At 73.0% G+C, this 26,166-nt stretch carries 22 protein-coding genes and 2 pseudogenes; 13 read left to right on the top strand and 11 right to left on the bottom strand.

Features of this window, described 5'->3' with window-relative positions:
• Positions 1 to 338: 338 nt before the first annotated feature.
• Together KME75_RS22700 and KME75_RS22695 are read right to left on the bottom strand one after the other, a co-directional pair.
• Positions 339 to 617 (bottom strand): hypothetical protein, encoded by a 279-nt coding sequence (locus KME75_RS22700; protein ID WP_246632621.1) that lies wholly within the window; start codon positions 615 to 617, stop codon positions 339 to 341.
• Between the two features lie 30 nt (positions 618 to 647).
• Positions 648 to 2,339, bottom strand: coding sequence for a sodium:solute symporter family protein (locus tag KME75_RS22695; RefSeq protein WP_308282997.1), 1,692 nt, complete (start codon positions 2,337 to 2,339; stop codon positions 648 to 650).
• Positions 2,340 to 2,747: 408 nt separating this feature from the next.
• On the opposite strand from KME75_RS22695, the gene KME75_RS43505 reads away from it, so the two are divergent.
• The 4 genes from KME75_RS43505 (at position 2,748) to KME75_RS22680 (ending at position 5,431) form a co-directional block, all read left to right on the top strand.
• Entirely contained in the window at positions 2,748 to 3,026 is a 279-nt protein-coding gene (locus tag KME75_RS43505) for a hypothetical protein (protein WP_246632620.1), read from the top strand.
• 14 nt (positions 3,027 to 3,040) lie between these two features.
• Positions 3,041 to 3,562, top strand: coding sequence for a carbohydrate ABC transporter permease (locus KME75_RS43500; protein ID WP_308282996.1), 522 nt, complete (start codon positions 3,041 to 3,043; stop codon positions 3,560 to 3,562).
• 114 nt (positions 3,563 to 3,676) lie between these two features.
• Complete coding sequence (locus KME75_RS22685; protein ID WP_219416889.1) at positions 3,677 to 4,495, top strand: carbohydrate ABC transporter permease; 819 nt, start codon at positions 3,677 to 3,679, stop codon at positions 4,493 to 4,495.
• A gap of 9 nt (positions 4,496 to 4,504) precedes the next feature.
• Entirely contained in the window at positions 4,505 to 5,431 is a 927-nt protein-coding gene (locus tag KME75_RS22680; protein WP_219416888.1) for an ABC transporter substrate-binding protein, read from the top strand.
• Here the strand turns inward: KME75_RS22680 and KME75_RS22675 are convergent.
• The 3 genes from KME75_RS22675 to KME75_RS22665 form a co-directional block, all read right to left on the bottom strand.
• Positions 5,344 to 6,525, bottom strand: a complete 1,182-nt coding sequence (locus KME75_RS22675) for an MFS transporter (protein ID WP_219416887.1) — start codon at positions 6,523 to 6,525, stop codon at positions 5,344 to 5,346. The genes KME75_RS22680 and KME75_RS22675 overlap by 88 nt on opposite strands.
• Before the next feature lie 123 nt (positions 6,526 to 6,648).
• A complete protein-coding gene (locus KME75_RS22670; protein WP_219416886.1) occupies positions 6,649 to 8,811 on the bottom strand; it encodes a malate synthase G in 2,163 nt (720 codons plus the stop codon).
• Between the two features lie 97 nt (positions 8,812 to 8,908).
• Positions 8,909 to 9,052 carry a hypothetical protein gene (locus KME75_RS22665; protein ID WP_219416885.1) on the bottom strand — a complete coding sequence of 48 codons (144 nt, stop codon included), beginning with the start codon at positions 9,050 to 9,052 and terminating at the stop codon, positions 8,909 to 8,911.
• 246 nt (positions 9,053 to 9,298) lie between these two features.
• Here KME75_RS22665 and KME75_RS22660 point away from each other — a divergent pair, with 246 nt between their 5' ends.
• The 3 genes from KME75_RS22660 (at position 9,299) to KME75_RS22650 (ending at position 13,423) form a co-directional block, all read left to right on the top strand.
• Positions 9,299 to 10,753: an FAD-linked oxidase C-terminal domain-containing protein gene (locus KME75_RS22660; RefSeq protein ID WP_219416884.1), complete on the top strand. Its 1,455-nt coding sequence runs from the start codon at positions 9,299 to 9,301 to the stop codon at positions 10,751 to 10,753.
• 76 nt (positions 10,754 to 10,829) lie between these two features.
• Positions 10,830 to 12,044, top strand: a complete 1,215-nt coding sequence (locus tag KME75_RS22655; protein WP_219416883.1) for an FAD-binding oxidoreductase — start codon at positions 10,830 to 10,832, stop codon at positions 12,042 to 12,044.
• Positions 12,045 to 12,049: 5 nt separating this feature from the next.
• Positions 12,050 to 13,423: a (Fe-S)-binding protein gene (locus tag KME75_RS22650; protein WP_219416882.1), complete on the top strand. Its 1,374-nt coding sequence runs from the start codon at positions 12,050 to 12,052 to the stop codon at positions 13,421 to 13,423.
• Positions 13,424 to 13,553: 130 nt separating this feature from the next.
• Here the strand turns inward: KME75_RS22650 and KME75_RS22645 are convergent, their stop codons facing one another.
• The 4 genes from KME75_RS22645 to KME75_RS22630 are packed head-to-tail and all read right to left on the bottom strand — an operon-like array spanning position 13,554 to position 17,856.
• Entirely contained in the window at positions 13,554 to 14,441 is an 888-nt protein-coding gene (locus KME75_RS22645; protein WP_308282995.1) for a carbohydrate ABC transporter permease, read from the bottom strand.
• A gap of 1 nt (position 14,442) precedes the next feature.
• The gene (locus tag KME75_RS22640) at positions 14,443 to 15,387 is read right to left on the bottom strand and encodes a carbohydrate ABC transporter permease (RefSeq protein WP_219416881.1); all 945 of its coding nucleotides are present in this window, start codon (positions 15,385 to 15,387) and stop codon (positions 14,443 to 14,445) included.
• Positions 15,387 to 16,424: an ABC transporter ATP-binding protein gene (locus KME75_RS22635; protein WP_219416880.1), complete on the bottom strand. Its 1,038-nt coding sequence runs from the start codon at positions 16,422 to 16,424 to the stop codon at positions 15,387 to 15,389. Before KME75_RS22635 ends, KME75_RS22640 begins: the two co-directional genes overlap by 1 nt.
• Positions 16,425 to 16,428: 4 nt before the next feature.
• The gene (locus tag KME75_RS22630; protein ID WP_246632619.1) at positions 16,429 to 17,856 is read right to left on the bottom strand and encodes an ABC transporter substrate-binding protein; all 1,428 of its coding nucleotides are present in this window, start codon (positions 17,854 to 17,856) and stop codon (positions 16,429 to 16,431) included.
• Between the two features lie 141 nt (positions 17,857 to 17,997).
• Between KME75_RS22630 and KME75_RS22625 the strand changes: the two genes are divergently transcribed.
• From KME75_RS22625 to KME75_RS22610, 5 genes and pseudogenes are all read left to right on the top strand, one after another.
• On the top strand, positions 17,998 to 18,558 hold the full coding sequence (locus tag KME75_RS22625) for a DinB family protein (RefSeq protein ID WP_219416879.1): 561 nt from the start codon (positions 17,998 to 18,000) through the stop codon (positions 18,556 to 18,558).
• Positions 18,559 to 18,888: 330 nt separating this feature from the next.
• Positions 18,889 to 20,488 (top strand): annotated as a pseudogene (locus KME75_RS22620) (acyl-CoA carboxylase subunit beta).
• Positions 20,485 to 21,321: pseudogene (locus KME75_RS43495) on the top strand (ATP-binding protein); the annotation flags it as partial. The pseudogenes KME75_RS22620 and KME75_RS43495, both read left to right, overlap by 4 nt.
• 76 nt (positions 21,322 to 21,397) lie before the next feature.
• A complete protein-coding gene (locus tag KME75_RS43490) occupies positions 21,398 to 22,480 on the top strand; it encodes a biotin/lipoyl-containing protein (protein ID WP_308282998.1) in 1,083 nt (360 codons plus the stop codon).
• On the top strand, positions 22,477 to 24,228 hold the full coding sequence (locus KME75_RS22610; protein WP_219416878.1) for an acyclic terpene utilization AtuA family protein: 1,752 nt from the start codon (positions 22,477 to 22,479) through the stop codon (positions 24,226 to 24,228). Before KME75_RS43490 ends, KME75_RS22610 begins: the two co-directional genes overlap by 4 nt.
• Here KME75_RS22610 and KME75_RS43485 read toward each other — a convergent pair.
• Together KME75_RS43485 and KME75_RS22605 are read right to left on the bottom strand one after the other, a co-directional pair.
• Positions 24,217 to 24,588, bottom strand: a complete 372-nt coding sequence (locus KME75_RS43485; RefSeq protein ID WP_246632618.1) for an MFS transporter — start codon at positions 24,586 to 24,588, stop codon at positions 24,217 to 24,219. The two genes, KME75_RS22610 and KME75_RS43485, sit on opposite strands and share 12 nt — an antisense overlap.
• Entirely contained in the window at positions 24,585 to 25,334 is a 750-nt protein-coding gene (locus KME75_RS22605) for an MFS transporter (RefSeq protein WP_308282994.1), read from the bottom strand. Before KME75_RS22605 ends, KME75_RS43485 begins: the two co-directional genes overlap by 4 nt.
• Before the next feature lie 156 nt (positions 25,335 to 25,490).
• Between KME75_RS22605 and KME75_RS22600 the strand changes: the two genes are divergently transcribed.
• The gene (locus tag KME75_RS22600) at positions 25,491 to 26,072 is read left to right on the top strand and encodes a TetR/AcrR family transcriptional regulator (RefSeq protein WP_219416877.1); all 582 of its coding nucleotides are present in this window, start codon (positions 25,491 to 25,493) and stop codon (positions 26,070 to 26,072) included.
• Positions 26,073 to 26,166 lie beyond the last annotated feature (94 nt).

The following is a 26,166-nucleotide window of genomic DNA, read 5'->3' as shown; positions in this document are numbered from 1 at the left end:
GGGCCACCGCGCGGTCGCCACCCGCTACGACAAGCGCGACTACATGTTCCGCGGAACCATCGACGTCGCCTCGATCAGGATCTGGCTCCGCGACCCCGTCCCATGATCCAAGGGACACGCTCTAGTGCCCGACCCCCTCCGCGCCCCCGAGCGACCCTGGTGAGCCGTTTCACGCGCGGTGCTGGAACGATCCAGAAGATCGGCGCGCTGCACTGGGCATGCGCAACGAGAACAGCAGCACCACCCTGTCCCGCCGAGTCCGCCGTGCCATCCGCCTGCTCGACGACTGGACGTTGACGGCCTTCAACCCCCGCTACGGCCGGCGTTCCTGATCGCGGTCACCCTTCCTGGGTCTGCGCGGTGAGCGGGCGGCTCCGCCACACCCAGCCGAGGAAGATCGCCGCGACGACCAGCATGGCGATGCCCGTCCACAGGTTGAGGTTGATCCCGCCCGCCATGTCCAGTTCGGCCTCGCCGGTGGCGAACAGGCCCATCAGCGTCAGAATGACGCCGTAGACGGCGAACAGCAATGCGATCACCGTGCGCAGGTCGAACAGTGTGGTGGCGGCGCTGGGCGCCTCGTACGAGGCCCGCTCGGGCTCCGGGTTCTGCGACATCGGACGGCCTCCGTTCGAGCGTGGGACTGGTCAGGGAACGATCAGGTAGAGCCCGGCCGTGAGCACCAGCACCAGGACGCCGAGCAGCGTGGGCGAGCGGTACCAGCCCGCGTCCTCACCGGTGGTGGAGTGCATGCGCGTCTCCTTCGGTGTGAGCGACCAGACCAGCCCGACCAGCTCGGCGTCCGGCTTCGGCCGCGTGGCGAGCGACACGACGACGGCCACCGCGATGCCCATCACGAACGCCGCGCTCGCGCCGAGGAACGCGCCGGCCTGGCCCGACACCTCCAGGACGCCCGCCGCAACCAGCCGGTCCACGATCACGGCCGAGATGGTGCCCGCGACCAGCCCCGTCCAGCCCGCGGGCCCGGTCATCCGCTTCCAGAACAGCCCGAGGATGAAGATCGCGAACAGCGGCGCGTTGAAGAAGCTGAACAGCGTCTGGATGTAGGTCATGATGTTCTGGTAGCTACCGGCGATGAACGCGGTGCCGATCGCCAGCAGACAGCCGATCACCGTGACCGCCCGGCCGACCTTCAGGTAGTACAGGTCGGGGCGCCCGGGGCGGAGCCAGTCCTGCCAGATGTCGTAGGTGAACACCGTGTTCAGCGAGCTGATGTTGGCCGCCATGCCCGCCATGAACGCGGCCAGCAGGCCTGCGACGGCCACCCCCAGTACGCCGTTCGGCAGTACCTCGCCCATGAGCAGCGAGAGCGCGTTGTTGTAGGTGACGTCGGTGGCCTCGCCGCGCTTCAGCGCCCCCAACCGCGGCACCAGCACGGCGGCGATCATGCCGGGGATCACGATGACGATCGGGATCAGGGCCTTCGGGAACGCTCCGATGATCGGGGTGCGCCGCGCCGCCGACATGCTCTTCGCGGCCAGCGCCCGCTGCACCTCCGCGAAGTTCGTCGTCCAGTAGCCGAACGACAGCACGAACCCGAGCCCGAACACGATCCCCAGCACCGACAGGAACGGTGTGCCGATCTCGGTGAGCGACGTGCCGGGCCAGGACGACAGGTCCCCGAGCCCACCCGGGCCCGCAGCCACCCGCTCCTGCAGTCCACTCCACCCGCCGACCCGGGCAAGGCCGGCAACCGTGAGCGGGATGAGCAGCGCCAGGATGACGAAGAACTGCAGCACCTCATTGTAGATGCCGGCCGACAGCCCGCCGAGGAACGTGTAGCTGAGCACCACCAGCGCGGCCACCGGGATCGCCAGCTGCAGCGACCAGCCGAGCAGCGCCTCGATCACCAGACCCAGCGCGAACAGGTTGACGCCTGCGATCAGCACCGACGCCAGCGCGAACGAAACCGCCTGCACCCGCTGCGTCGTGGTGTTGAACCGCTTGCGGAGGAACTCCGGGACGCTGCGCGCCTTGCTGCCGTAGTAGAAGGGCATCATCACGATGCCCAGGAAGACCATCGCCGGGATCGCGCCGATCCAGTAGTAGTGCACCGTCGGGACGCCGTACTGCGCCCCGTTGGCCGTCATGCCGATCAGCTCGATGGCGCCCAGGTTGGCGGAGATGAAGGCCAGCCCGGTGATCCACGCCGGAAGGGAACGGCCGGACAGCAGAAAGTCCAGGCTGGACGAGATCGACCGGCGGGCCAGCACGCCGATCCCCAGCACCAGTACGAAGTAGAAGGCGACGAACACGTAGTCGATCCAGATCGTGTCCAGCCGTTGATCGGCCTGCGCCAGCACCACCGTCTGCGTCACCACAGCGAAGCCCCCTCCCGTCGTCTGTCGAACGCAGGCGGATCATTCCGCCACACTCATCCCTCCCGCCACCGCTGGCACGCGGGAGCGCCGGATCGGCGCCGCCGCCCCTCCCGCGAGTCGGCACAAGTTGGCGCGCGAGTCGGCACGAAATGGTGCGCGAGTCGAGCGATCCGTGCGAGCAGGTCGTCGCGCCGCGCCCGGACCTCGCGCCCCATCCCCGCCTCGCGCGCGCCCACCCCGACCTACCCACCCGGGCCCCGGCAGCCTCGGTGGCGCGCGTCGCGTCCGTGGGCACTTGCCTCGGACGAGTGCGGCAGCCACCGTGCGCACGGCCGTCCGGGGGGACGGAGCGGATGGTCAGGACGGGAGGCGGGGCGTGGACGGTGTGCGCCTCGTCGGATCGGGATGACGCAGGCCGTCGAGCGCGCCGCGGGTCCTCGGCCGGGCGCTCCCCTCCGTCGGCGTGCCCACCCCGGCCGCGACCAGCGCGACGCCTGGCTGCTCGTACTGCCCGCACTGCTCCCGGTGGCGCTGTTCAGCGTCTACCCGCTGCTGCAGGGGCTCTACCTGGGCTTCACCGACGCGCGGGCCGGCCGGAACGTCACCACCAGTTCACCGGGTTCGCCAACTACGTCGAGCTGCTGGGCAACGAGCTGTTCTGGTCGTCGTTCCGGATCGGGCTGATCTGGGCGTTCTCGGTGACGATCCTGCAGTTCGCCGCGGGCCTCGGTCTCGCGCTGCTGCTGAACCTCGACCTGCGGCTGCGCTGGCTCGCGCGCACGCTCGCGCTGATCCCGTGGGCGATGCCGCCGGTGATCATCGCGATCATGTGGCGGCTGCTGCTGAACCCCAACTACGGCGCCGTCAACGAGGGGCTGCGCGGGCTCGGGTTCGACGCGGACGTCAACTGGCTCGGTGAGTTCTCGACCGCCCTGCCCGCGGTGATCGTCGTGGGCGTGTGGGCCGGGCTGCCGCAGACGTCGATCACCCTGCTCGCCGGCCTGCAGGCCGTGGACCACTCGCTGCACGAGGCCGCCGCCGTCGACGGGGCGGGCACGTGGCGCCGCTTCTGGCACGTCACGCTGCCCGGGCTGCGTCCGGTGATCGTCGCGATCACCACGCTCGACTTCATCTGGAACATCAACTCGTTCGCGCTGGTGTACCTACTCACCGCGGGCGGTCCCGGCGGGCAGACGATGCTGCCGATGCTGTTCGCCTAACGAGGCCTTCCGCTACGGCAACTTCGGCTACGCCGCGGCGATTGGCAACGTCATGGTCGTGCTGATCGTCGGGTTCCTGCTGTTCTACCTGCGGGGGCAGCTGCGGAGGACCGCGTGAGGCGGGCCGGCCAGTACCTCGCGCTCGCCGCGTACCTGGCCTTCCTCGCGTTCCCGCTGCTCTGGCTGCTCTCCAGCGCGCTCAAACCGCCCGGCGAGCTGGCCGCGGCCGACTCCGGCGTGCTCCCCGACCGTCCGACGCTGGCGAACTTCGCCGACGCCCTCGAGCGCGCCGACCTCGCCCTCGCCGCGTTCAACAGCCTTCGCGTGGGACTCGCCGCCACGGTGCTGGTGCTCGTCATGTCGCTGCCCGCCGCGTACGCCCTCGCCCGGTTCCGCACGCGACTCAAGCCCGTGGCGAACGGCTGGGTGCTGGTCAGCCAGATGTTCCCGGTGATCCTCGTGGTGATCCCGCTGTTCCTGATCCTGCGCCAGTTCGGCCTGGTCGACAGCCTCGTCGGGCTGACGATCGTGCACGCTGTCTACGCGCTGCCGTTCGCGCTGTGGATGCTGCAGGGCTACATCGCCGCGATCCCCCGCGACCTCGAGGAGGCCGGCCTGATGGACGGGGCCGGCCGGCTGCGGGTGCTGCGCAGCATCGTCGCGCCGCTGCTGGCGCCCGGCCTGGTCGCCACCGCGATGTTCACGCTGATCTCGTCGTGGAACGAGTTCTTCTTCGCGCTCGTGCTGATCCAGGACCCCGCGAAGGTGACGCTCCCGCTCACCCTCGCCCGGTTCGTGGGCGCCGAAGGGCAGGTGCAGCTCGGCGCGCTCGCGGCCGGTGCGCTGCTGGCCACCGTGCCGAGCCTGCTGTTCTTCGCCGCGGTGCAGCGGCGACTGACGTCCGGGCTGCTCAGCGGCGCGGTGAAGGGATAGGGAGGAACGATGAGGGCACGCAGGCTCGGGATCGCGGCCGGGGTGGCCGCCGTGATGCTGGCGGGCTGCGCCACGGCGAGCGTGGGGCCCGACGACGGCGGCGGCGAGGGCGGCGGCCCGGTCTCCCTCACGTTCCAGAGCCTCGCGTTCCAGGAGCCCAGCGTCGCCGCCACCCGGCATATCGTCGAGGACTGGAACGCGGCGAACCCGGACGTCCAGGTCGAGTACGTCCAGGGCAGCTGGGACTCGGTGCACGACCAGCTCGTCACCCAGTTCCAGGGCGGCACCGCCCCGGACGTCATCCACGACGAGTCCGCCGACATCACCGGCTTCGCCCGCCAGGGCTACCTGGCCGACCTGGGCCCGCACCTGGCGGGGGAGACCCGCTCCGCCGTGCCCGAGGGCATCTGGGAGGCCGTGACGGTGGACGGGCAGGTGGTCGCCGCCCCGACGCTGCTGCAGTCCTACGTCGTCTTCGCGAACACCGCGCTGCTCGAGCAGGCCGGGGTCGCGCTGCCCACCGGCCCGACCTGGAGCTGGGACGAGCTCGCGGCCGCCGCCCGCCAGGCCACCACGCCGACGACCGCGGGCCTGGGCTGGGGCCTGCGCCAGCCGACGGCGACCGTCATGAGCATGGGCCTGAACTTCGGCGGCACGTTCTTCACCGGCAGCGGCGACACCACGGCGGTGCAGATCGGGGACGCCGAGCTCGAGGTGCCCCGGCGCACCGGGACGCCTTCGGCTCCGACGTCCCACCCGCCACCCTGCTCGGCGTCGCGGCGCTGGGTTACGACGACCAGCTCGTCGAGGTCGACGCGGTCGCCGCGGTCCGCCGTCCGGGCTGAGGCTCAGGCCACCGGTACCCGGCCGGTGCGCGCCACCGTCACCAGGCTCACCACCGCGAGGGCCGCCACGCCCAGCAGCAGCGCCGGGTAGCCCGCCAGGCCGGTGAGCGCGGCGAGGACCACTGGGATGACGAAGCCGACGTAGGTGAGCACGTAGTAGACGGCGGTCAGCCCGGCGAGGTGCTCCGGCTCGGCCATCCGCTGCACCTCGAGCAGGCCCGCGACGAGACACAGACCGTAGGCCGCGCCCAGCACCACCGCCGCACCCGCGGCGACGACCGGGGACCCCACCCCGGCGGCGAGTGCGGCGAGCAGCACCCCCGCGGTGATCGCGGCCAGCCCGACGCGCGCGGTCAGGACGGGCGAGCGCCGGTCCATCCGCCGCGCCGGCGACTGGATCGCGACGCCGGTGCCGAGCGTGAGCGTGGTGAGCAGGGTGGCGTAGATCAGGCCGACGCCGGCGATCCGCGGCCCCAGGGCGGCGGGCTGCACGGCGAACGAGAGCGCCGGGGCCCCGAACACCCACGGCGCCATCGGTGCGACGACCCGGCGGAACCGCGGGGGCAGGGCGATCCGAAGGTCGGCGCGCAGTGGCCGCGTGGACGCGCGCGGCGGCCGCGTCTCGGGCACGCGCAGCAGCGCGAGCACGATCGGGACCGTCAGCGCGATGTGCACGAAGTAGGGCAGCTCGAGCGGAAGCGGCCCCCACTGGGCGAGCACCCCGGCGACCAGCGGGCCGACGCCGAAGCCCGCCGAGAGCGCGAGCGCGGCCCGCCGGGCGCCCGCCCCGGGATCCGCCGAGGGATCGAACGGCGCCTGCGACAGCTCCTTGACCCAGGTGGTGCCCACCGCCATCGCGATCCCCGTGACCACGCCGAACAGGAACCGTCCGACGTACAGCGCGGGCTCGGACACCCCGGGCACCGCGCCGAGCGCCAGCACCGCGCTCGCCGGGACGGACACGACGAGCGCGGGCAGCAGTAACCTGCGCCCGCGCCGGTCCGACGCGGGCCCGCCGATCAGCAGGCCGGGGGCGAGCCCCGCGGCGTAGACGCCGAAGAACGCCGCGACGGTCAGCGCCGAGAAGTGGCCCTGCTCGCGGTAGGCGACCATCAACGGGCTGAACTGGTTGGCGCCGTAGCCGATCGCGAACAGCCCCGCCGCCACGCGCGTCCATGGCCGCACGACTGCCTCCTCTGCGCGACCGGTCGCAGCAAGGTGACCTTGCTGCGGTACTACCGGAGTAAGGCCACCTTGCTGCGGAACGGCCGCGGACGCACCACCGGCGCGGCGTGTCTCACACAGGCGTCAGCCGCGGGCCTTCGCCTGCTGGCGCCACGTGGTGAGGGCCCGCTCGGTGTAGCCGTTCGGCTCGGTGCGGCCGGTGAACACGAGGTCGAGCGCCGCCTGGAAGGACTCGCTGTCGTCCAGGTCGGCGGCCATCGGCCGGTAGCCGGGCTCCTTCGCGTTCTGCTCGTCGACGAGCGCGGCCATCCGCGCGAACGTCTCCCGCACGGTCGCCTCGTCCACCAGCCCGTGGTGCAGCCAGTTGGCGATGAGCTGGCTGGAGATCCGCAGCGTGGCGCGGTCCTCCATCAGCCCGACGCCCTCCAGGTCCGGCACCGTGGAGCAGCCGATGCCCAGCCCGACCCAGCGCACGACGTAGCCGAGGATCGACTGGGCGTTGGTCTCCAGCTCGTGGCGCTTGTCCTCGTCGGACAGCGAGCCGGTCAGCACCGGCACCTCGAGCAGCAGGCGCCGGTCGGTCTCGCGGCCGGCGAGCTCGCGCTGCCGTGCCAGCACGTCGGTGCGCAGGTAGTGCAGCGCGTGCAGCGTGGCGGCCGTCGGGGAGGGCACCCAGGCGCAGTTCGCGCCCGCCTTCGGGTGCGCGCCCTTCTGCTCGAGCATGGCGGCCATCGCGGCGGGCTTCGCCCACATGCCCTTGCCGACCTGCGCCTGCCCGACGAACCCGGCGCGCAGCGCCACGTCGACGTTGCGGTCCTCGTAGCCGAGCAGCCAGGACGTCGACTTCATGTCGTCCTTGCGCACCACCGGCCCGGCCGCGAAGTCGGTGTGGATCTCGTCGCCGGTGCGGTCGAGGAAGCCGGTGTTGACGAAGATGACCCGGTCCTGGGCCTGCGCGATGCAGGCGTCGAGGTTGAGCGACGTGCGCTTCTCCTCGTCCATGATCCCGATCTTCAGTGTGGTGGGCTCGAGCCCGAGCGCCTCCTCCACGGCGGCGAACAGCTCGACGGTGAGCGCCACCTCGTCCGGCCCGTGCTGCTTGGGCTTGACGATGTAGACGCTGCCCGCCCGCGAGTTGGAGTACGTGCCGAGCCCGCGCAGGTCGTGCAGCGCTGCGGTGGCCGAGACCAGGGCGTCGAGCACGCCTTCGGCGATCGGCTCGCCGTCGGCGGTGCGCACGGCGTCGGTGAACATGTGGTGGCCGACGTTGCGCACCAGCAGCAGGGAACGCCCGTGCAGGGTGAGCTCGGACCCGTCGGGTGCGGTGTAGCGCCGGTCACCGTTGACCTTGCGCTCGACCGTCTCGCCGTTCTTCTGGAACGTCGAGGTGAGCTTCCCGGTCATCAGCCCGAGCCAGGTGCGGTAGGCCTCGGCCTTGTCCGGCCCGTCGACCGTGGCGACGGAGTCCTCGAGGTCGACGATCGTGGTGACGGCCGACTCGAGCGCGACGTCGGCGACGTCGGCGTGGTGCTGGCGGCCGACCTGGTGGTCGGGCTCGATGGTGAGCTCGACGTGCAGGCCGTTGCGGCGCAGCAGGATCGCGGCGACGGCGCCGGCGGACCCTCCACCCCCGTCCCCGCCGCTGCGGTGGCCGGCGAACTGGTCCGCGTCGGCGAGGCCGGTGCTGCCGTCCGACGTGTCGACGACGAGCGCGCCGTCGACCACCCGGTAGGCCGTGGCGTCGGCGTGGCTGCCCTCGGCGAGCGGGAAGAACTCGTCGAGCAGCCGGTCGGCCTCGGCGATCACCTGCGCGCCGCGGCGCTCGTCGTAGCCGGGCTCGAGCTCGTGGTCCAGCGGCAGGGCGTCGGTGCCGTACAGGGCGTCGTAGAGCGAGCCCCAGCGCGCGTTCGCGGCGTTCAGCGCGTAGCGCGGGACGGTGGAGGGCACGACCAGCTGCGGGCCGGGGACGTCGGCGATCTCGGCGTCGACGCGCGACACCTTCACCTGCGGCTCGGCGGGCGGCACCAGGTAGCCGATCTCGGTGAGGAACGCCTCGTAGGCCGCGACGTCGCCCGCGCCGTGCTCGGCGTGCCACGCGTCCAGCCGGGCCTGCAGCTCGTCGCGCCGGGCGAGCAGCTCCCGGATCCGTCCGGCGAACCGCTCCTGCAAGGCCGCGCACGTCGACCAGAACCACTCGGGGTCCAGGTCCAGGCCGGGCAGCAACTCGTCGGCCACGAACGCGCGCAGCGCCGGGTCGATCTGCAGATCCGTGCTCACGTCGGTCACGTCTCCACCATCCGCTCTCCGTCGAGGTCCGCCACGTGTGTGTACCACCGCCGGGGCGGTGCAGCACTTTTCTACCAGACGGAGTCGCCGTTCCGTATTACGGAATCTTTGGGACGTCCACCACGGTGGACACCGGGAGCGAGCCGGCCGCGGTGGGATCGACCCACCCGGTCAGCGCGAGCAGGATCGCCGCGACGGCGGACACGATCATCGCTAGCTGGAGCTTCCGGCGGGGACCCACGGTTGCACCTCCGGGACGGGCCTCGACTTCACCATGATCAACCGATCGGGGGAGGGCACGGTGACGACCGGTCGACCCAGGGTGTCAGGCGCCACAGCGCAGGCCGCCGCACCCTCCTGGACAGGACCGGGGGTCGCGGTCAACTATTCTGGGAAGCGGATCGAATGTTCCGCCAAGCGGAAGTTAGCCACGAGACGTAGTCTCGCCGGAGTGCAGCACCGGTCGGAGCGGACGGAGGGGGCGTCGATGGCCCTGAACCCGAGCGTGCGGGCGGAGTTCGAGCGCGTGCTCGACCCCGCGGACGTGATCAGCGACCCGGTGCGGTGCCGGGCCTACGAGTGCGACGGGCTGACCGGGTACTGGGTCGTTCCCGACCTCGTGCTGCTTCCCCGCGACGCCGCGCAGGTGGCCGCCGCGGTGCGGGTATGCGCCGAGCACCGGGTGCCCTACGTGGCGCGCGGCGCGGGCACCGGGCTCTCCGGTGGCGCGCTGCCGGTCGCCGACGGCGTCGTGATCAGCCTCGCGCGGCTCAAGCGCGTGCTCGAGGTCGACCCGGTCGACCGGCGCGCGGTCGTCGAGCCGGGCGTCACCAACCTGGAGATCACCGCGGCCGCCGCCCCGCACGGGCTGTACTACGCGCCCGACCCGTCCAGCCAGCAGGTGTGCACCATCGGCGGCAACGTGGCCGAGAACTCCGGCGGCGCCCACTGCCTCAAGTACGGCTTCACCACCAACCACGTGCTCTCGTGCGAGGTCGTGCTCCCCGACGGATCGCTCGTGACGCTGGGATCGGACACCGGCGAGCAGCTCGGCCCGGACCTGCGCGGGGTGTTCCTCGGCTCCGAGGGCACGCTCGGGATCACCACGAAGATCACGGTGCGGCTGCTGCGCACGCCGGAGTCGGTGCGCACGCTGCTCGCCGACTTCCCGTCGATCAGCGCGGCGGGCGACGTCGTCTCCGACATCGTCGCGGCCGGGATCGTGCCCGCCGCCGTCGAGATGATGGACACCCTCGCGATCGAGGCCGCCGAGGAGGCGGTGCACGCCGGCTACACGGTGGGCGTGCCCGCCGCGCTCGTCGTGGAGCTGGACGGCCCGGTCGAGGAGTGCGACGTCCAGTTCGAGCAGGTCAAGGAGATCTGCGACCGGCACGGCTGCACGCGCCTGCACATCGCGGGCTCGCCGGAGGAACGCGCGGCGATCTGGAAGGGCCGCAAGGCCGCGTTCGCCGCCGTCGGCCGGATCTCGCCCGACTACTTCGTGCAGGACGGCGTCGTCCCGCGCACCCGGCTGGCCGAGGTGCTGGACCGGATCGCCGGGATGGGCGCCGACGCAGGCCTGCGGGTGGCGAACGTCTTCCACGCGGGCGACGGCAACCTGCACCCGCTGGTGCTCTACAGCGCCGCCGCCGGCGAGACGGAGCGCGCCGAGAAGCTCTCGGGGGAGATCGCCGAGCTGTGCGTGGAGCTGGGCGGATCGCTGTCGGGCGAGCACGGGATCGGCACCGACAAGGCGTGCTCGATGCCGAAGATGTTCGGGATGGACGACCTGGAGGTCATGGGACGGGTCCGCGCCGCGTTCGACCCGCACGGCATCTGCAACCCCGGCAAGGTCCTCCCGACGCCGCGGCTGTGCGGCGAGCGTCCGGGCAGGTACAAGCCGCATCCGCTGGAGGAGGCCGGCGTGATCGAGCGCCTGTGACCGGCCCGAACCGCGCGAGTCGGGGCCTACGGGTGCGCGAGTCGGGCGATGAGCGCGAGCACTGCGAGGGAGACGTATGAGCAAGGGCAACGCGACGACCGCCGCGCCGCTGCGGCCCACCGAACTGCGGTCGCTGCGGGACGCGGTGCTCGACACTGCGGGCCCGATCGCGATCGCCGGTGCCGGCACGGCCGCGGGCTGGGCGGGCGCACTCGGCCCGGTCGACGCGGTCCTCGACACCACCGCGTTGTCCGGCGTGATCACACACAACCCGGGCGACATGACCGTCTCCGTCCGGGCGGGCACGCCGCTGCGCGTGCTCGCCGAGGAGCTGGCCCCGCACGGTCAACACGTGTCGTTCGACGCCGCGCGGGTGGCCGACGGCGCCACCGTCGGCGGGCTGGTCGCCACGGCCGACGCGGGCCCGGCGGCACTGGTGTACGGCTCGCTGCGCGACCTCGTCATCGGCGTCACCGTGGTGCTCGCCGACGGCACGGTGGCCCGCAGTGGCGGGCACGTCATCAAGAACGTCGCCGGCTACGACCTCGCCAAGCTGCTGCACGGCTCCTACGGCACGCTCGGCGTGCTGGCCGAGGTGGTGCTGCGGCTGCACCCGGTCCCGAAGCGCACCGAGACGCTCGTGGTGGAGTGCTCGCTCCCGGAAGCGGCCGAGCTCGCCGCCCGGCTGCTCGGCGGCCCGTACGAGCCCGCCGCGCTGGAGTGGATCTCCGACGGGCAGCTCCTGGTCCGGATGGAGGGCACGGAGGCCGCGCTACCCGCCCGCGTCGATCGGATCCGCGAGGTGCTCCAGCTGAGCGAGCGGCACGTTCGCGCGGACCTATCGCACGCCGACGCACGTCTGGCGGCTGAACGCCGTCGCGAAGCAGGCGGACAGCCGCCAGTGGGAGGAAGTGCCGTTCGCGCGGACGGTGACCCGTGGACGCGGCACGCCGAGCTCACCCGCGGCGCGGCCGACGCGGCCGTGCTGCGCATCGGCGTGCGGCCGTCGCGGCTGCCCGAGGTGATCGCAGCGCTGCCCGGCGTCTCCGCCGTCACCGCCGGGTTGGGCACCGGCGTCGCCACCGTCACCCTCGACCCGGCGGGCGTCGCCGAGGCCCACGCCGTGGTGCACGCCGCGGGTGGCACGTCCGTGCTGCGGGCTCGCCCGGCGGGCGCCGACGTCACCGCGTGGGGCCCGCCGCCGTCCGCGATCGCCGTCCTCGAGGCCGTGAAGGCCGAGCTCGACCCGCAGGGCCGCTTCGGCCCGGGTCGCTTCGACCCCTGGATGTGAGACAGATGAGCACTCCCGCCGGCTCCGCCGACACCAACCTCCCCCAGACCGGCCCCAGCAGCTATGACGAGCACCGTCCGCCCGAGCGCGAGCTGCTCGACGACTGCGTGCACTGCGGCTTCTGCCTGCCCACCTGCCCCACCTACCAGCTGTGGGGCGAGGAGATGGACTCCCCGCGCGGCCGCATCTACCTGATGGACCTCGCGAAGAAGGGCGAGATCGGGCTCGAGGGCCCGTTCACCGAGCACATCGACCAGTGTCTGGGCTGCATGGCGTGCGTGTCCGCGTGCCCGTCGGGTGTGCAGTACGACCGGCTGTTGGAGTCGGTGCGCCCGCAGATCGAGCGCAACGTCGAGCGCGAGAAGTCGGACAAGTGGTTCCGCGACGCGATCTTCGCGCTGTTCCCGTACAAGCGGCGGCTGCGGGCCGCGACCCTGCCCGGGGCACTCTACCAGCGGCTGCGGAAGGTGCCCGCCGTCGCGAAGGTCGCGTCGAAGCTGCCGGGACGGCTCGGCGCGGTGGAATCGCTGCTGCCGCCGGTGTCGGTGCGCGAGGCGTTCGCCCGGCTGCCGGTGCACACCCCGGCCGTGGGCGAGCGGCGGGCGCGCGTCGCCCTGCTGTCCGGGTGTGTGCAGGACGTGTTCTTCCACCGCGTCAACGAGGCCACCGTGCGCGTGCTCGCCGCCGAGGGCTGCGACGTCCTCGTCCCGCGCGACCAGCAGTGCTGCGGTGCGCTGGAGCTGCACGCCGGGCGCGAGGACTCGGCCCTGGCACGGGCGAAGCGTGAGATCGCGGTGTTCGAGAAGCTCGGGGTCGACCACGTGGTCACGAACGTGGCGGGCTGCGGCTCCTCGATGAAGGAGTACGGGCACCTGCTCGACGACGACCCGGAGTGGGCCGAGCGGGCGGCGGCGTTCAGCGCGAAGGTCCGCGACGTGCACGAGGTGCTCGCCGACCTGCTCGACGACGGCGGTCCGCGCGCGGCCCGGCACCCCATCGCCGCGCGGGTGGCCTACCACGACGCCTGCCACCTCGGCCACGCCCAGCAGGTCCGCGCCCAGCCGCGGGCGGTGCTGCGCTCGATCCCCGACGTGGAGGTGCTCGACGTGCCCGAGGCGGCGCTGTGCTGTGGGTCGGCCGGGATCTACAACATGGTGATGCCGGAGGCCGCGGGCGACCTCGGGGCCCGGAAGGCGGAGAACATCCGCTCGGTGCGCCCGGACGTCGTCGTCACGGCCAACCCGGGGTGCCTGCTGCAGATCGGCAAGCACCTCGGCGCCCCCGAGGGCGCGGCGGACGGCGGCGGGCCGGTGCCGCTGCTGCACCCGGTGCAGCTGCTGGACGCCTCGATCCGCGGCGTGCCGGTCCCCCGCAGCTGACGGGACCGCGCCGCCGGCGCCCACCAGGCCCTACCCCGCGCCGCCCACGTGCCGGCAAGGTGGCCATGCTGCCGTCCAGTGGCAGTATGGCCACCTTGCTGGCGTTCCCGGACGGGCACCTCGACGCGCGTCAGCCCTTCACCGCGCCCTGGGTGAAGCCCGCGATGAAGCGGTTGAGGAACAGGTTGAACACCAGCGCGATCGGCACCGCCACGAGCACGGCGGACGCCTGCAGCGACTGCCAGAAGAACACGTCGCCGCGGACGAGCTCGGTGGGCACGCCGGTGCTGATCACCTTCTCCTCGCTCGGCGAGATGAACGCGAGCGCGTAGATGAACTCGCTCGCCGTGAGCGTGAAGGCGAACACCACCACGGCGACGATGCCGGGGAACAGCAGCGGCGCGACCACCCGCACCATCGCGCCCACGCGGCTGTAGCCGTCGACCATGGCCTGCTCCTCGATGTCCTTCGGGATGGTCTTGAGGAACCCGATGAGCAGCCAGACCGACACCGGCACCGTGATCGTCGGGTAGATGACCACGAGCGACCACGTGGAGTCCTGCAGCCCGAGCGCGACGACGAGGCGGGAGAGCGAGAGGAACAGCAGGGTCGGCGGCACGAGGTAGACGAAGAAGATCGCGATCCCCATCGGGCCCGCCCACGGGCGGTCCAGCCGCGCCAGGCTGTAGGCCGCCGGGAGCGCGAGCGCCAGCGTCACCAGAACCACGAGCACCCCGACCCACAGCGTGTTCCACGCGAAGGTGGCGAAGCCGGTGCGGTTGAACAGCAGCTCGACGTGGTCGGTGGTCGGCGACTCGTTGTAGACGAACGGGTTGTTGTTGCGCCGGTACAGGTCGCTGTCCTGCTTGAACGTGGTGATCGCCGCCCAGACGAACGGGCCGGCCGCGGCCAGGGCGGACAGGACCGCGAGCACGTACAGCGCCACCCGTCCGGCCCGGTGCCGCCGCGCGTACCGGCGCCGGTCGGCGTCGGTCACCACCAGTCCGGGCGCGCCCACCTCAGCTCACCTCCATCCGGCGGACGACGCGCAGGATCGCGATCGCCGCGGCGAGCAGCAGCGGGAACAGGAACAGCGCGATCGCGGCCCCCTGCCCGATGTCGCTGCCCTCGATGCCGCGGAAGAACGCCCAGCTGGCGAGCACCTGGGTCTCGTTGGTCGGGCCACCGCGGGTGAGGACGTAGACGACGGTCATGTCCGTGAACGTGAAGATGGCGCCGAACAGCGCGGAGATCGCGATGACCGGCGCGGTCAGCGGGATCGTGATCTCGAACATCCGCCGCCAGAAGCCCGCGCCGTCCACCGCCGCCTGCTCCTGCACGTCCCGCGGGATCGACAGCAGCCCGGCCATCATGATCACCGCGGCCAGCGGCACCAGCCGCCAGACGTGCACCGCGATCACCGATCCCATGGCGAGCACCGGCTGGCCCAGCCAGTACATGTTCGACTGGATCAGCCCGAGCTGCCGCAGCACCCAGTCGATCGGGGAGAACACCGAGTCCAGCAGCCACAGCCAGGTGATAGTCGACAGCGCCACCGGCGTGGTCCACGGCAGGAGCACCAGGAACCGGACGATCCAGCGGCCCCGGAATTCGGCGACGAGGACGTTGGCCAGGATCTTGCCGAACACCACGATCAGCAGCATCGACACGGCGGTGAACACGAACGTGTTGCGCAGCGACCGCCAGAAGATCGGGTCCTCGAAGATGCGGGCGAAGTTCCGGAAGCCGACCCAGTCGAAGCTCGGGTCGCCGCCGGTCACGTCGGAGAGGCTGAACGCCACCGCGAGCCCGAATGGCACGCCGACCAGCGCGACGACGTAGACGACCGCGGGCGAGAGCAGCAGCCAGGCCAGCACGCCGTCCCGGTCGCCGATGCGGCGCCGGGCGACGTCGGGAGCGGGCCGGGCCGCGCGCTCGGGCGCGATTTCACGGGTGGCACCCATCAGGCCCCCAGCCGCACGGGCTCGGTCCGCAGCCCGTGCTCCGCGTCGAAGAACCGCAGCCTGCCGGCCGGCACGGCGAACTCGTGCCGCTCGCCGACCGCGATCGGCGTCTCGACGGTGGCCGGCAGCCGGGCGATCACCCGGCACGGCCCGTCGCCGAGATCCACCGTGCCGTAGACGTGCCGGTCGCCGGACAGGTACTCCATCCGCTGCACCTCGAGCGTGGCCGTCACCCGCTCCCCCGGCACGTTCTCGACCGGGAGGAGGTGCTCGGGCCGGAACCCGACGAGCACATCACCGTGCGGCACGAGGTTCATCGGCGGCGACCCGATGAACGTCGCGACGAAGGTGTCCGCGGGGTCGTCGTAGATCTCGACCGGCGCGCCGATCTGCCGCACCCTCCCCTGTGACATCACCGCGATCCGGTCGCCGAGGCCCATCGCCTCGCTCTGGTCGTGGGTGACGTAGATCGTGGTGGTGCCGAGGTCTTGCTGGAACCGCTTCAACTCGTCGCGCGCGCTCGCCCGCAGCTTGGCGTCCAGGTTGGACAACGGTTCGTCGAGCAGGAACACCGTGGGATCCCGGACGAGCGCGCGGGCCAGCGCCACGCGCTGCCGCTCGCCGCCGGAGAGCTGACGCGGCTTGCGGTCGAGCAGGTGCTCGATCCCCAGCATCCCCGCGGCCCGGCGGGCCCGCTGCGTCCGTTCATCGGGCGGCACCCGCGCCGCGCGCAGCGGGAACACGATGTTCGCCAGCACCGACTTGTGCGGGTAGAGCGCATAGCTCTGGAACACCATGGCGATCCGGCGCGCCCGCGGTGGCAACCCGGTGACCGCCTGGCCGCCGATGAGCACCTCCCCGCTGCTGGGCTGCTCCAGGCCGGCGATCGTGCGCAGCAACGTCGTCTTCCCGCAGCCGGACGGGCCGAGCAGCACGAGGTACTCGCCCTCGCCGGTGGCGATGTCGACGCCGTCGATCGCGCGCACCCGGCCCGCGTCGAAGTGCTTGTGCAGGTCACGAACCTCGACGGTGCTCACCCGGTCAGCTCCCACCGGCGCCGATCAGGCCCCGCGCCCGCCAGTTGTCGAAGATCGGGACGATCTGCGCCTCCGCGTCGGCCACTGCCTGCTGGGGGGAGACCTCGCCGCGCGCGGCCCTGGCGAACATGTTCGGGATGATGAAGGTCGCGAACACCTCGCCCTCGGCCGTGTTGGCCGGGCCCGGATACCCGATGTTCGTGCTCCAGTCCACGGCCTCGCCCAGCAGCGCGAGCTTGTCGGCGGGCTGCGCGCCGTACGGGTCGGCGTTCAGCCACGTGTCGAGCTCGGGCATCACGTCCGGGTAGGCCGGGAAGTCGTAGAGCTTCGAGTGCCAGGCGACCAGGGGAAGGTTCGCGGTGTAGTGCAGGAGGAACTCCTTCGCCGCGTCCGGGTTGGCGGCGAAGGTCGGGACGATCCAGTTGTACATCACGTGGCTCGCCGCGCGGGCGTCCGCGGGACCGCTCAGGGCGGGCGTGAAGAAGATGTCGCTCGCCACCTCGGGGTCGGTCTCCTGGGACGTCCGCCAGGCGGAGATCGAGTTGAGGATGTAGGACAGCTGCCCGGCGGCCAGCCCCTGGTTGTTGGACGCGGCGTTCCACGAGAACACCTCGGGCGTCATCGTGTCCCGGTAGAGCCGGCTCATGAACTCCACAGCCTGCACCGTCTCGCGCGAGTTGATGACCACCTGCTCCGAGGCGTCCTGGATCGAGGCGCCGTACGACCACAGCAAGGCCCGGCCCGCCATGTTCGAGTCGATCTCCTGGGACATCCCGATGCCCAGCTGCACGCCCTGGCTGTTCTTGATCTCGGCGCCGCCGCGGAGCAGGTCGTCCCAGGTGCTCGGGCCGTCGGCCAGCCCCACCGGGGTCCAGAGGCTGCGCCGGAAGTCGCCGGGGTCGGGCACCCAGGCGGGCGCGTACGCGAAGTACTTGCGGGTGGTGGGGTTGAAGGAGGACTTCTGGCAGAGCTCCAGCATCGTGCCGTGCCGGTTGCTCGCCTCCGTGACGACGTCGGTGAGGTCGAGGACGCTCGGCTCGTACTGCGGAACCGGGGCGATGTGCAGGATCAGGTCGTGGCCCTGGTTCGCCTGGATCTCGGCCTGCGTGCGGGCGGGCAGCTCCGCGTAGTTGATGTGGTCGACCGTGACGTCCACGCCGACCCGCGATCCCCACTCCTGCACCCAGGGGTCGAACCAGACGTCGTGCGCCGGCACGAAGTGACTCCACATGAGGATCGACATCGCTCCGGAGAGCGGCGCCACGGGTTCGGTGAACGTGCCCGTCGGAGCGGGCTGGGTGGGCTCGGCGGGTGCGCCGCCGCCGGCGTCGTCACCGTTCCCGCCGCAGCCGACCAGTGCACCGCCGAGCGCGGCCAGGCCCGTGGCCTGGAGGAACCGCCGGCGGTCGAACTCCATCCGATTGCTGGTCATGGTGGCTCCCGAGACATCGTCGGCTCGATCGCGGAATCGTAGGACCGGTGTCGAGGTCCGGCCGCGAAAGGGACACGATCGTTACCGACGGCGGCGCGGGCACGACCGGGAACTGTCGGGGGTCGGTCCTACCGTCCTGGCATGGGAATCAACTGGAACGGGCAGCTCGTCGAGCAGCTGGAACGGCACTGGCAGGGGCACCTGCGACCGCGACTCCACGGACTCTCCGACGACGAGTACTTCTGGGAGCCCGCACCCGGCGCGTGGAACGTCCGACCACGGGGCACGTCCACGGCACCGGTGCAGGCGGGCAGCGGCGAGTTCACGATCGACTTCGCGTTCCCCGAACCGGATCCCCCACCGGTCACCACGATCGCCTGGCGGCTCGGCCACATCATCGTGGGCGTGTTCGGCGCCCGAGCGGCGGCACATTTCGGGGGGCCGCCCGCCGACTACCAGGGCTTTGCGTACGCGGGCACCGCCGAGGAGGCGCTGCGCCAGCTCGACGAGTCGCACAACGCCTGGATCGCCGGGGTGCGCGGGCTGGACGAGGCCGCGATGGAACGCGCGGTCGGGCCGGCCGAGGGTGGGTTCGCGGAGCGCCCGATGGCCGAGCTCGTGCTGCACATCAACCGGGAGGCGATCCACCACGGCGCCGAGATCGCACTGCTGCGCGACCTGTACCGCGCGAGGGCCGGGTGACGCCCTCGCCACGTCGCCGACGCACCCTGTCCGCGCGGACCCACCCCACCGACGGGGCGCGTGGGCCGAAAGGGGGTGCGTGAGCCGCAGGCACCGCACTCCCTACGAGCCGGGCAGGCCCCAGGGCGCCCGCCCACCGCCCCGCACCCCGTCTCGGCGGACGCACCCCACCGACCGGGCGCGTGAGCCGGAAGGAGGTGCACGAGCGTCAGATGCGCGGCGCCCACCGTTGACCGTCGACCGGGCCGCCCGCGAGGATCGCCCCGTGATCGACGACGATCGGCTCGCCCCCGCGCAACGCCGCCGGGTCGCGCCGGGCCGGAGCCGCTGATGGCGGTGCTGCAGTCGCGGCTCGATCCGGCGTCGGTGGAGTACGTGGCGGACCGTGCCGCCATGCTCGCGGCCCTGGAACCGCTCGCCGCGCTGGCCGAGGCGGTGCACGCCGCGGGCGGCGAGAAGGCGGTGGCCCGCCACCGCGGCCGGGGGAAGCTGCTCGCGCGCGAGCGGGTCGACCTGCTGCTCGACGAGGACGCCCCGTTCCTAGCTGTCGGCGTTCGCCGGGGCCCACGACCCGGAGCACGAGCAGCCGGGCGCCCGGCTCATCACCGGGGTCGGGCCGGTGTCCGGCGTGGAATGCATGGTCATCGCCAACCAGCCCACGGTGAAGGGCGGGTCGCTGTCGCCGTCCGGCGTGGCCAAGCAGCTGCGCGCGCTGGAGGTCGCCGAGCGCAACCGGCTGCCGGTGGTCACGCTAGTCGAGTCCGGCGGGGCCGGCCTGCCGCGGCAGGCCGACATCTTCGTCCCCGGCGGGCGCACGTTCCGCGACCTGTCCCGGCTGTCCGCCCACGGCATCCCCACGGTCGCGCTCGTGTTCGGCAGCTCCACGGCGGGCGGGGCGTACGTGCCCGGGATGAGCGAGTACACGGTGTTCGTCGCCGGGGCGGCGTCGGTGTACCTCGGCGGGCCGCCGCTGGTGAAGATGGCCACCGGTGAGGACACCGACGACGAGACGCTCGGCGGCGCCGACATGCACGCGCGGGTCTCCGGCCTCGCCGACCACCTCGCCGTCGACGAGCGCGACGCACTCCGCATCGGCCGCGAGATCGTGGCGAACCTGGGCTGGCAGAAGGCCGGTCCGCCGCCGTCGCTGCCCGCGGACGAGCCCCGCTACCCCGCCGACGAGCTGCTCGCCTGCGCCGCCGCCGATCCGAAGCGGGCGGTCGAGGTGCGCGAGATCCTCGCCCGTGTGCTCGACGGTTCCCGCTTCGCCGAGTTCAAGCCGCTCTACGGCACCACGCTCGTCACGGGGTGGGGCTCGATCGGCGGCCGGCCGGTCGGCGTGCTCGCCAACAACGGGATCCTGTTCTCCGAGGAGTCGAAGAAGGGCGCCCACTTCGTCCAGCTGGCCAACGCCCGCGGCGTCCCGCTGCTGTTCGTGCAGAACATCACCGGGTTCATGGTCGGCACGGCCGCCGAGCGCGGCGGGATCATCAAGGACGGCGCCAAGCTGATCAACGCCGTGTCGAGCTCGGCGGTGCCACACCTGACGCTGATGGTCGGCGCGTCCTACGGCGCGGGCAACTACGGCATGTCCGGGCGGGCCTACGACCCCCGGTTCGTGTTCACCTGGCCCGGCCACCGGATCGCGGTGATGGGCGGACCGCAGCTCGCGGGTGTCATGTCGATCGTCCAGCGCGGGGCGGCGGAGCGGGCCGGCCGCGCCTACGACGACGCGACGGACGCGCAGGTCCGGGCCGCGACAGAGGCGATGATCGAGGCCCAGTCCGGCGCGGTGTACGCCACGGGACGCGGCTGGGACGACGGGGTGATCGATCCCCGGCACACCCGCACCGTGCTCGAGCTCGCGCTGTCGGCCGTGCACTCCGCGCCGATCCGGGGCACCACCGGCTACGCGCCCTTCCGGATGTGACCGTGATCCGAACCCTGCTCGTGGCCAACCGGGGCGAGATCGCCCGCCGCGTGTTCCGCACCGCGTCGGCGATGGGGATCCGCACGGTCGCCGTGCACTCCGAGCCCGACGCCGCCGCCCCGCACGTCCGCGCCGCCGACCGGGCCGTCGCGCTCGGCGGCGCCACCGCGGCGGAGTCCTACCTCGACATCGGGAAGATCCTCGACGCGGCCCGCCGCGCGGGCGCCGACGCCGTGCACCCCGGCTACGGGTTCCTCGCCGAGAACGCGGAGTTCGCCGCCGCCTGCACGGCCGCGGGGCTGGTGTTCGTCGGCCCGTCGCCCGAGTCGATCGCGGCGATGGGCCGCAAGGACCGTGCGAAGGAGATCGCCCGCAAGGCCGGCCTCCCGGTGCTGCCCGACGCCGTGCTCACGGACGACGATCCGGCCGGCTGGGCCGCCGCAGCCGCCCGCGTCGGCTACCCGCTGCTGGTCAAGGCCACCGCGGGCGGCGGCGGGAAGGGCATGCGGCTCGTCGCGGGTCCCGAGGGTCTCGCCGAGGCGGTCGAGGGCGCCCGCCGGGAGGCCGCGAGTGCGTTCGGTGACCCGGCGGTCTTCCTGGAGCGCTATCTCTCCCCCGCCCGGCACGTCGAGGTGCAGGTGTTCGGCGACGCCCACGGCGGCGCGGTGCATTTCGGGGAGCGCGAGTGCTCGGTGCAGCGGCGCCACCAGAAGGTGCTGGAGGAGGCGCCGTCGGTCGCGGTGTCACCGCAGCTGCGGGACCGCATGGGCGAGACCGCCGTGGCACTGGTGCACGAGCTCGGCTACGTGGGCGCGGGCACCGTCGAGTTCCTGCTCGACGACGACGGCGGGTTCTTCTTCCTCGAGATGAACACCCGGCTGCAGGTGGGAGCACCCGGTCACGGAGGAGGTGTACGGCCTCGACCTGGTGCGGTTGCAGCTGCGCGTCGCGGGCGGGGAGCCGCTCGACCTCGAGCGTGCGCCGCAGCCGCGCGGGCACGCGATCGAGGTGCGCCTCTACGCCGAGGACCCGGCGCGCGAGGACCTCCCCTCTCCCGGCCCGCTGCACCACTACCGGCACCCCGACCGGCCGGGGGTGCGCTACGAGGACGGCGTGGCTGCGCCGGGCGAGGTCAGCCCGTTCTACGACCCACTGCTCGCCAAGGTGATCGCGCACGCTCCCACGCGCGCCGAGGCGGCCGCCGTGCTCGCGGGCGCGTTGGAGGCCACCGAGGTGCACGGCCCGGTCACCAACCGCAACCTGCTCGTCGGCCTGCTGCGCGATCCCGACTTCCGTTCCGGCGCCACCCGCACCGACTTCCTCGACCGGCACCCGGCTCTGCGCACCCCCGCGCATCGGACGCCCCCGGTCGTCCACCTCGCCGCCGCGGTGGCCGTCACCGCGGCGCGCCGGCGGGCCGCCGATCCCGTCACCGGGTCGGCTCCCCCCGGCTTCCGGCTCCTGCCCGGCAGCCCGCTCACCGCGGCCACGTGGACAACGTCGTCGGGCGAGCCCGTCGCCGTCGGGTACCGGCTCGGCGCCGCGGCCGGGGACACGGTCCTCACCCTCGAGGCCGACGGCACCGGCCACGAGCTCCCGCTGCGCGACCTCGGAATCGACGGGGTGCGCGTGGTGCACGACGGCGTCGCGGTCCCGTGCCGGGTCCGGGTGCATCCCGACGGTTCGGTGTGGGTCAACGATCCGGCCGCGCAGAGCGCGTGGCAGCCGCGGCCGCGCCTGCCCGGCCCCGGGCTGACGGCAGCCACGGCCGGACCGGTGGCCGAGGTGCCCGGCACGGTCGCCGCCGTGCTCGTCGCCCCCGGCGACCGCGTCACTGCCGGGCAACGGCTCGTGGTGCTGGAGGCGATGAAGATGGAGCACGCGGCCACGGCGGCCGCCGACGGCGTCGTCGAGGCCGTGCACGTCGCCGTCGGCCAGTACGTCGACGCGCACGCGGTGCTGGTCACGCTGGCCCTCGAAGGCTCCGCGTGACCGCCGGGGTCCTGCGCGTCGCCAACTGCTCCGGGTTCTACGGCGACCGGCTCTCCGCCGCCCGCGAGATGGTGTCGGGCGGTCCGCTCGACGTGCTCACCGGCGACTGGCTGGCCGAGCTGACCATGGGGCTGCTGCTCAAGCAGCGCTCCCGCGACCCGGACGCCGGTTTCGCCACCACGTTCGTCACGCAGCTGCGCGACGTCCTCGGCGACTGCCTCGACCGGGGTGTGAAGATCGTCTCGAACGCGGGCGGGCTGAACCCGGACGGGTGCGCGCGCGCCGTCGCGGAGGTCGCCGCCGGGCTCGGCCGCGAGGTGCGGGTGGCGGTGGTAACCGGCGACGACGCCGGCGAGCGCTTCGCCGCCGCCCGAGCAGCCGGCTGGACCGGCCCGCACCTGCACACCGGCGCGCCGCTCACCGGCGAGCCGGAGATTGCGCACGCCTACCTCGGCTGCTGGGGCATCGCGGAGGCGCTCGCCGCGGGCGCGGACGTCGTCGTCACCGGCCGGGTGAGCGACGCCTCGCTCGTCGCCGGGCCGGCCGCGTGGCGGTTCGGCTGGGGCCGCGACGCCTGGGACGCCCTCGCCGGCGCCGTCGCCGCGGGCCACGTCATCGAGTGCGGGGCCCAGGCCACCGGCGGCAACTTCAGCTTCGCCGCGGAGTTCGCGAACATGGCCCGCCTCGGCTTCCCGCTCGCCGAGATCGCCGCCGACGGCTCCGCGGTGATCACCAAGCATCCCGGCACCGGCAGCGCCGTCACCGTGGAGACGGTCACCGCACAGCTGCTCTACGAGATCGACGGCCCGCGCTACCGCAACCCCGAGGTCGTCGCCCGGTTCGACACGTTGCGCCTGGCGCAGGAGGGCCCGGACCGTGTGGGGATCAGCGGCACGCGCGGCGAACCCGCGCCCGACACCGTCAAGGTCGGCGCCGTCGCGACCGCGGGCTGGCGCAACCGCACCACGTTCGTGCTCACCGGCCTCGACGTCGAGGCCAAGGCGGCGCTCGCCCAGGAGCAGCTGTGGGCGGCCGTCCCCGGCGGGCGGGCGGCGTTCGACGACGTGCGGGTGCGGCTGCTGCGGGCCGATCGGCCCGACCCGGCCGCGATGGACGAGGCCGTCGCCCTGCTCACCGTTGAGGTCGCCGACGCCGACCGGCGCCGCGTCGCCGGGCTCTCCCGCGCGGCCGTCGAGACGGCACTCGCCGGCTACCCCGGGTTCTTCCTCACCGAGCCGCCCGGCGCCGGCTCCGCGTTCACGGTGTTCTGGCCCACGCTGATGCCGGCGGCGGCGTTCCCGCAGCAGGTCCGCCTCGGCGAGAGGACGTGGACGGTGGCGCCGGTCGCCCCGGTCCCGCTCGCCGCCCCGCTCCCCGAACCCGCCGGGCCCCCCGCCGCCACGCCGTCCGCCGGACCGACCCGCCGCGTCCCGCTCGGCACCGTGGCCGGCGCCCGCTCCGGCGACAAGGCGGGCGACGCGACGCTGGGCCTGTGGGCCCGTGACGACGCCGGCTACGCCTGGCTCGCGGGCTGGCTCACGGAGGCGCGGCTGCGGGCACTGCTGCCGCCCGGCGCCGGCGAGCTGCAGCCGTGGTGGCTGCCCAACCTGCGCGCGGCCGGTGCCACCGTCGTCGGCCTGCTCGGCGCGGGCGTGGCCGCCAACCTCGACCTGGACGCGCAGGCCAAGGCACTCGGGGAGTTCGTCCGCGCGCGGCACGTCGACGTGCCTGCGGCGCTACTGCGCTGACCGGCCGCTCGTCCGGCCCCACAGCACCACCAGGCCGGCGAGCGCGAACAGAACCGCTCCCAGCCACAGGACACCGGCGAGCGCGATGCGGTCGACCACCACGCCGCCGAGGAACGCCCCGAGCCCGATCGCGAGGTTGAACACCGCCACCCAGAGGGCGGTCGCCGCCTCCACAGCGCGAGGTGCCGCTGCGATCATCCAGGTCTGCAGGCTCACCGACACCCCGCCGTATGCCAGGCCCCAGACGACCAGTAGGGCGGCCCCGCCCACTGCTGTGGAGCCGATCACCGGGTACAGCGCCGTCACCACGGCGAGGGTCGCCACGATGGCGAGGACCGTCCGCGACAGGCGGCGGGTCACTGCGGCGCCGGCCGCGAAGTCCCCGCGATCCCCGCCGCCCCGAAGGCGAACAGCAGCGGCCCGACGAGCGGTGCAGGCACCTCGGACACGTCCTCCAGCAGCGGGCGGACGAACGTGTAGGCGCAGAAGTGCGCGGTGACGACGAACAGCGTGGCGAGGATCCCGGCGGCCACCAGGGGGTTGCGGACCTGCCGAGCCAGCGCGCTGGGCCGGAGCGGCTGTGTGGCCGCCAGCGGGGGCAGCAGCGCGAGCAACGCGATCAGCACGACCAGCGCGAGCGCACTCAGAGCGGCGAAGGCCGCCCGCCACCCGGCGAACCCGCCCAGCAGCGTCCCGATCGGCACGCCGAGCACGTTGGCCGCCGCCACCCCACCGAAGATGAGGGCGGTGGCGCGCGGGACGTCGGGAGCGGCGACCAGCCGGGTGGCGAGCCCGCCCGCAACGGCCCAGAAGCCCCCGATGGCCACTCCTACCAGCACCCGTGACGCCAGCAGCACGGCGAAGTTCGGCGCCAGTGCCGAGCAGGCGCTCGCGGCTGTCATGAGCGCCATCAGCGCGACGAGCAGCAGCCTGCGGTCCATCCGCCCGACCAGCACGGGAACCAGCGGCGCGGCGACCGCGGCGACGATCCCGGGCACGGTCACCATCAGCCCGGCGGCGCCGTCGGTGACCCGCAAGGCGGACCCGACGGGCGTCAGCAGGCCGACCGGCAGCTGTTCCGCCGTGACCAGCAGGAAGGTTCCCACGGAGACGGCCGCGACGGCGATCCACCGCCGGCCCGCGCGCCCGCTGCCCGACCGTTCCGATTCCAGTACTCGGTTTCCCTGTTCGGGATCGTTCGTTCCCATATTCGGGCACGCTAGTACGGGAGCGCCCGCTCCACAATGAGTTACCCTGTGGTCGTGCCTCGACCTCGTGAGTTCGACGAGCAGGACGTGGTGGCGCGGGCCACCGACCTGTTCTGGCGGCGCGGCTACCACGCCACATCCGTGCGCGACCTCGGCGACGAGCTGGGCCTCAGCGCCAGCAGCCTGTACCGCACGTTCGGCGACAAGCACGGCCTGTTCCTGCGCGCACTCGACCACTACCGCGCGACGGAGACCGCCGCCGCCCGGGAGCGGCTGGACGGCCCGGGCGCGGCACGGAGCGTGCTGCGCGAATGGCTCGTCAGGAGCATCGACGTCCCGGCGGCGAGGCCACCTGCGCGCGGGTGTTTCGTGGTCAACACGGCGACCGAGCTGGGCAGCGACGACCCCGACGTCGACCGGCGCACCGGCGCCGCCTTCAGTGCCACCAGGGAAGCGGTGGAACGGGTCCTGCGCCGAGGGTGCACGGAGGGGGAGCTCCCCCCCGACCTCGACGTCGCCGCCGCGGCCGACGCGCTGTTCACCCTTCAGCTGGGGCTGCAGGTGCGGGCACGGGCCGGGCACGACCCGGCGCACCTGACCGCCGTGATCGACTCTGCCGTCCGCGGGCTCGGCTGAGCGGGCGACTCGGCCGTCGAAACCGGGCGACTCGCGGGTGTTTCCGCGAGTCGCCCGATTCCGACACGCGACTCGCCCGATTCGGACACGCGAG

The sequence above is a fragment of the Pseudonocardia nigra genome (assembly GCF_019396355.1).
In the GTDB taxonomy this organism is placed as follows: Bacteria; Actinomycetota; Actinomycetes; order Mycobacteriales; family Pseudonocardiaceae; genus Pseudonocardia; species Pseudonocardia nigra.
Note: the sequence above shows the minus strand (reverse complement) of the source record. Positions and strands in the feature narration are given on the sequence as shown.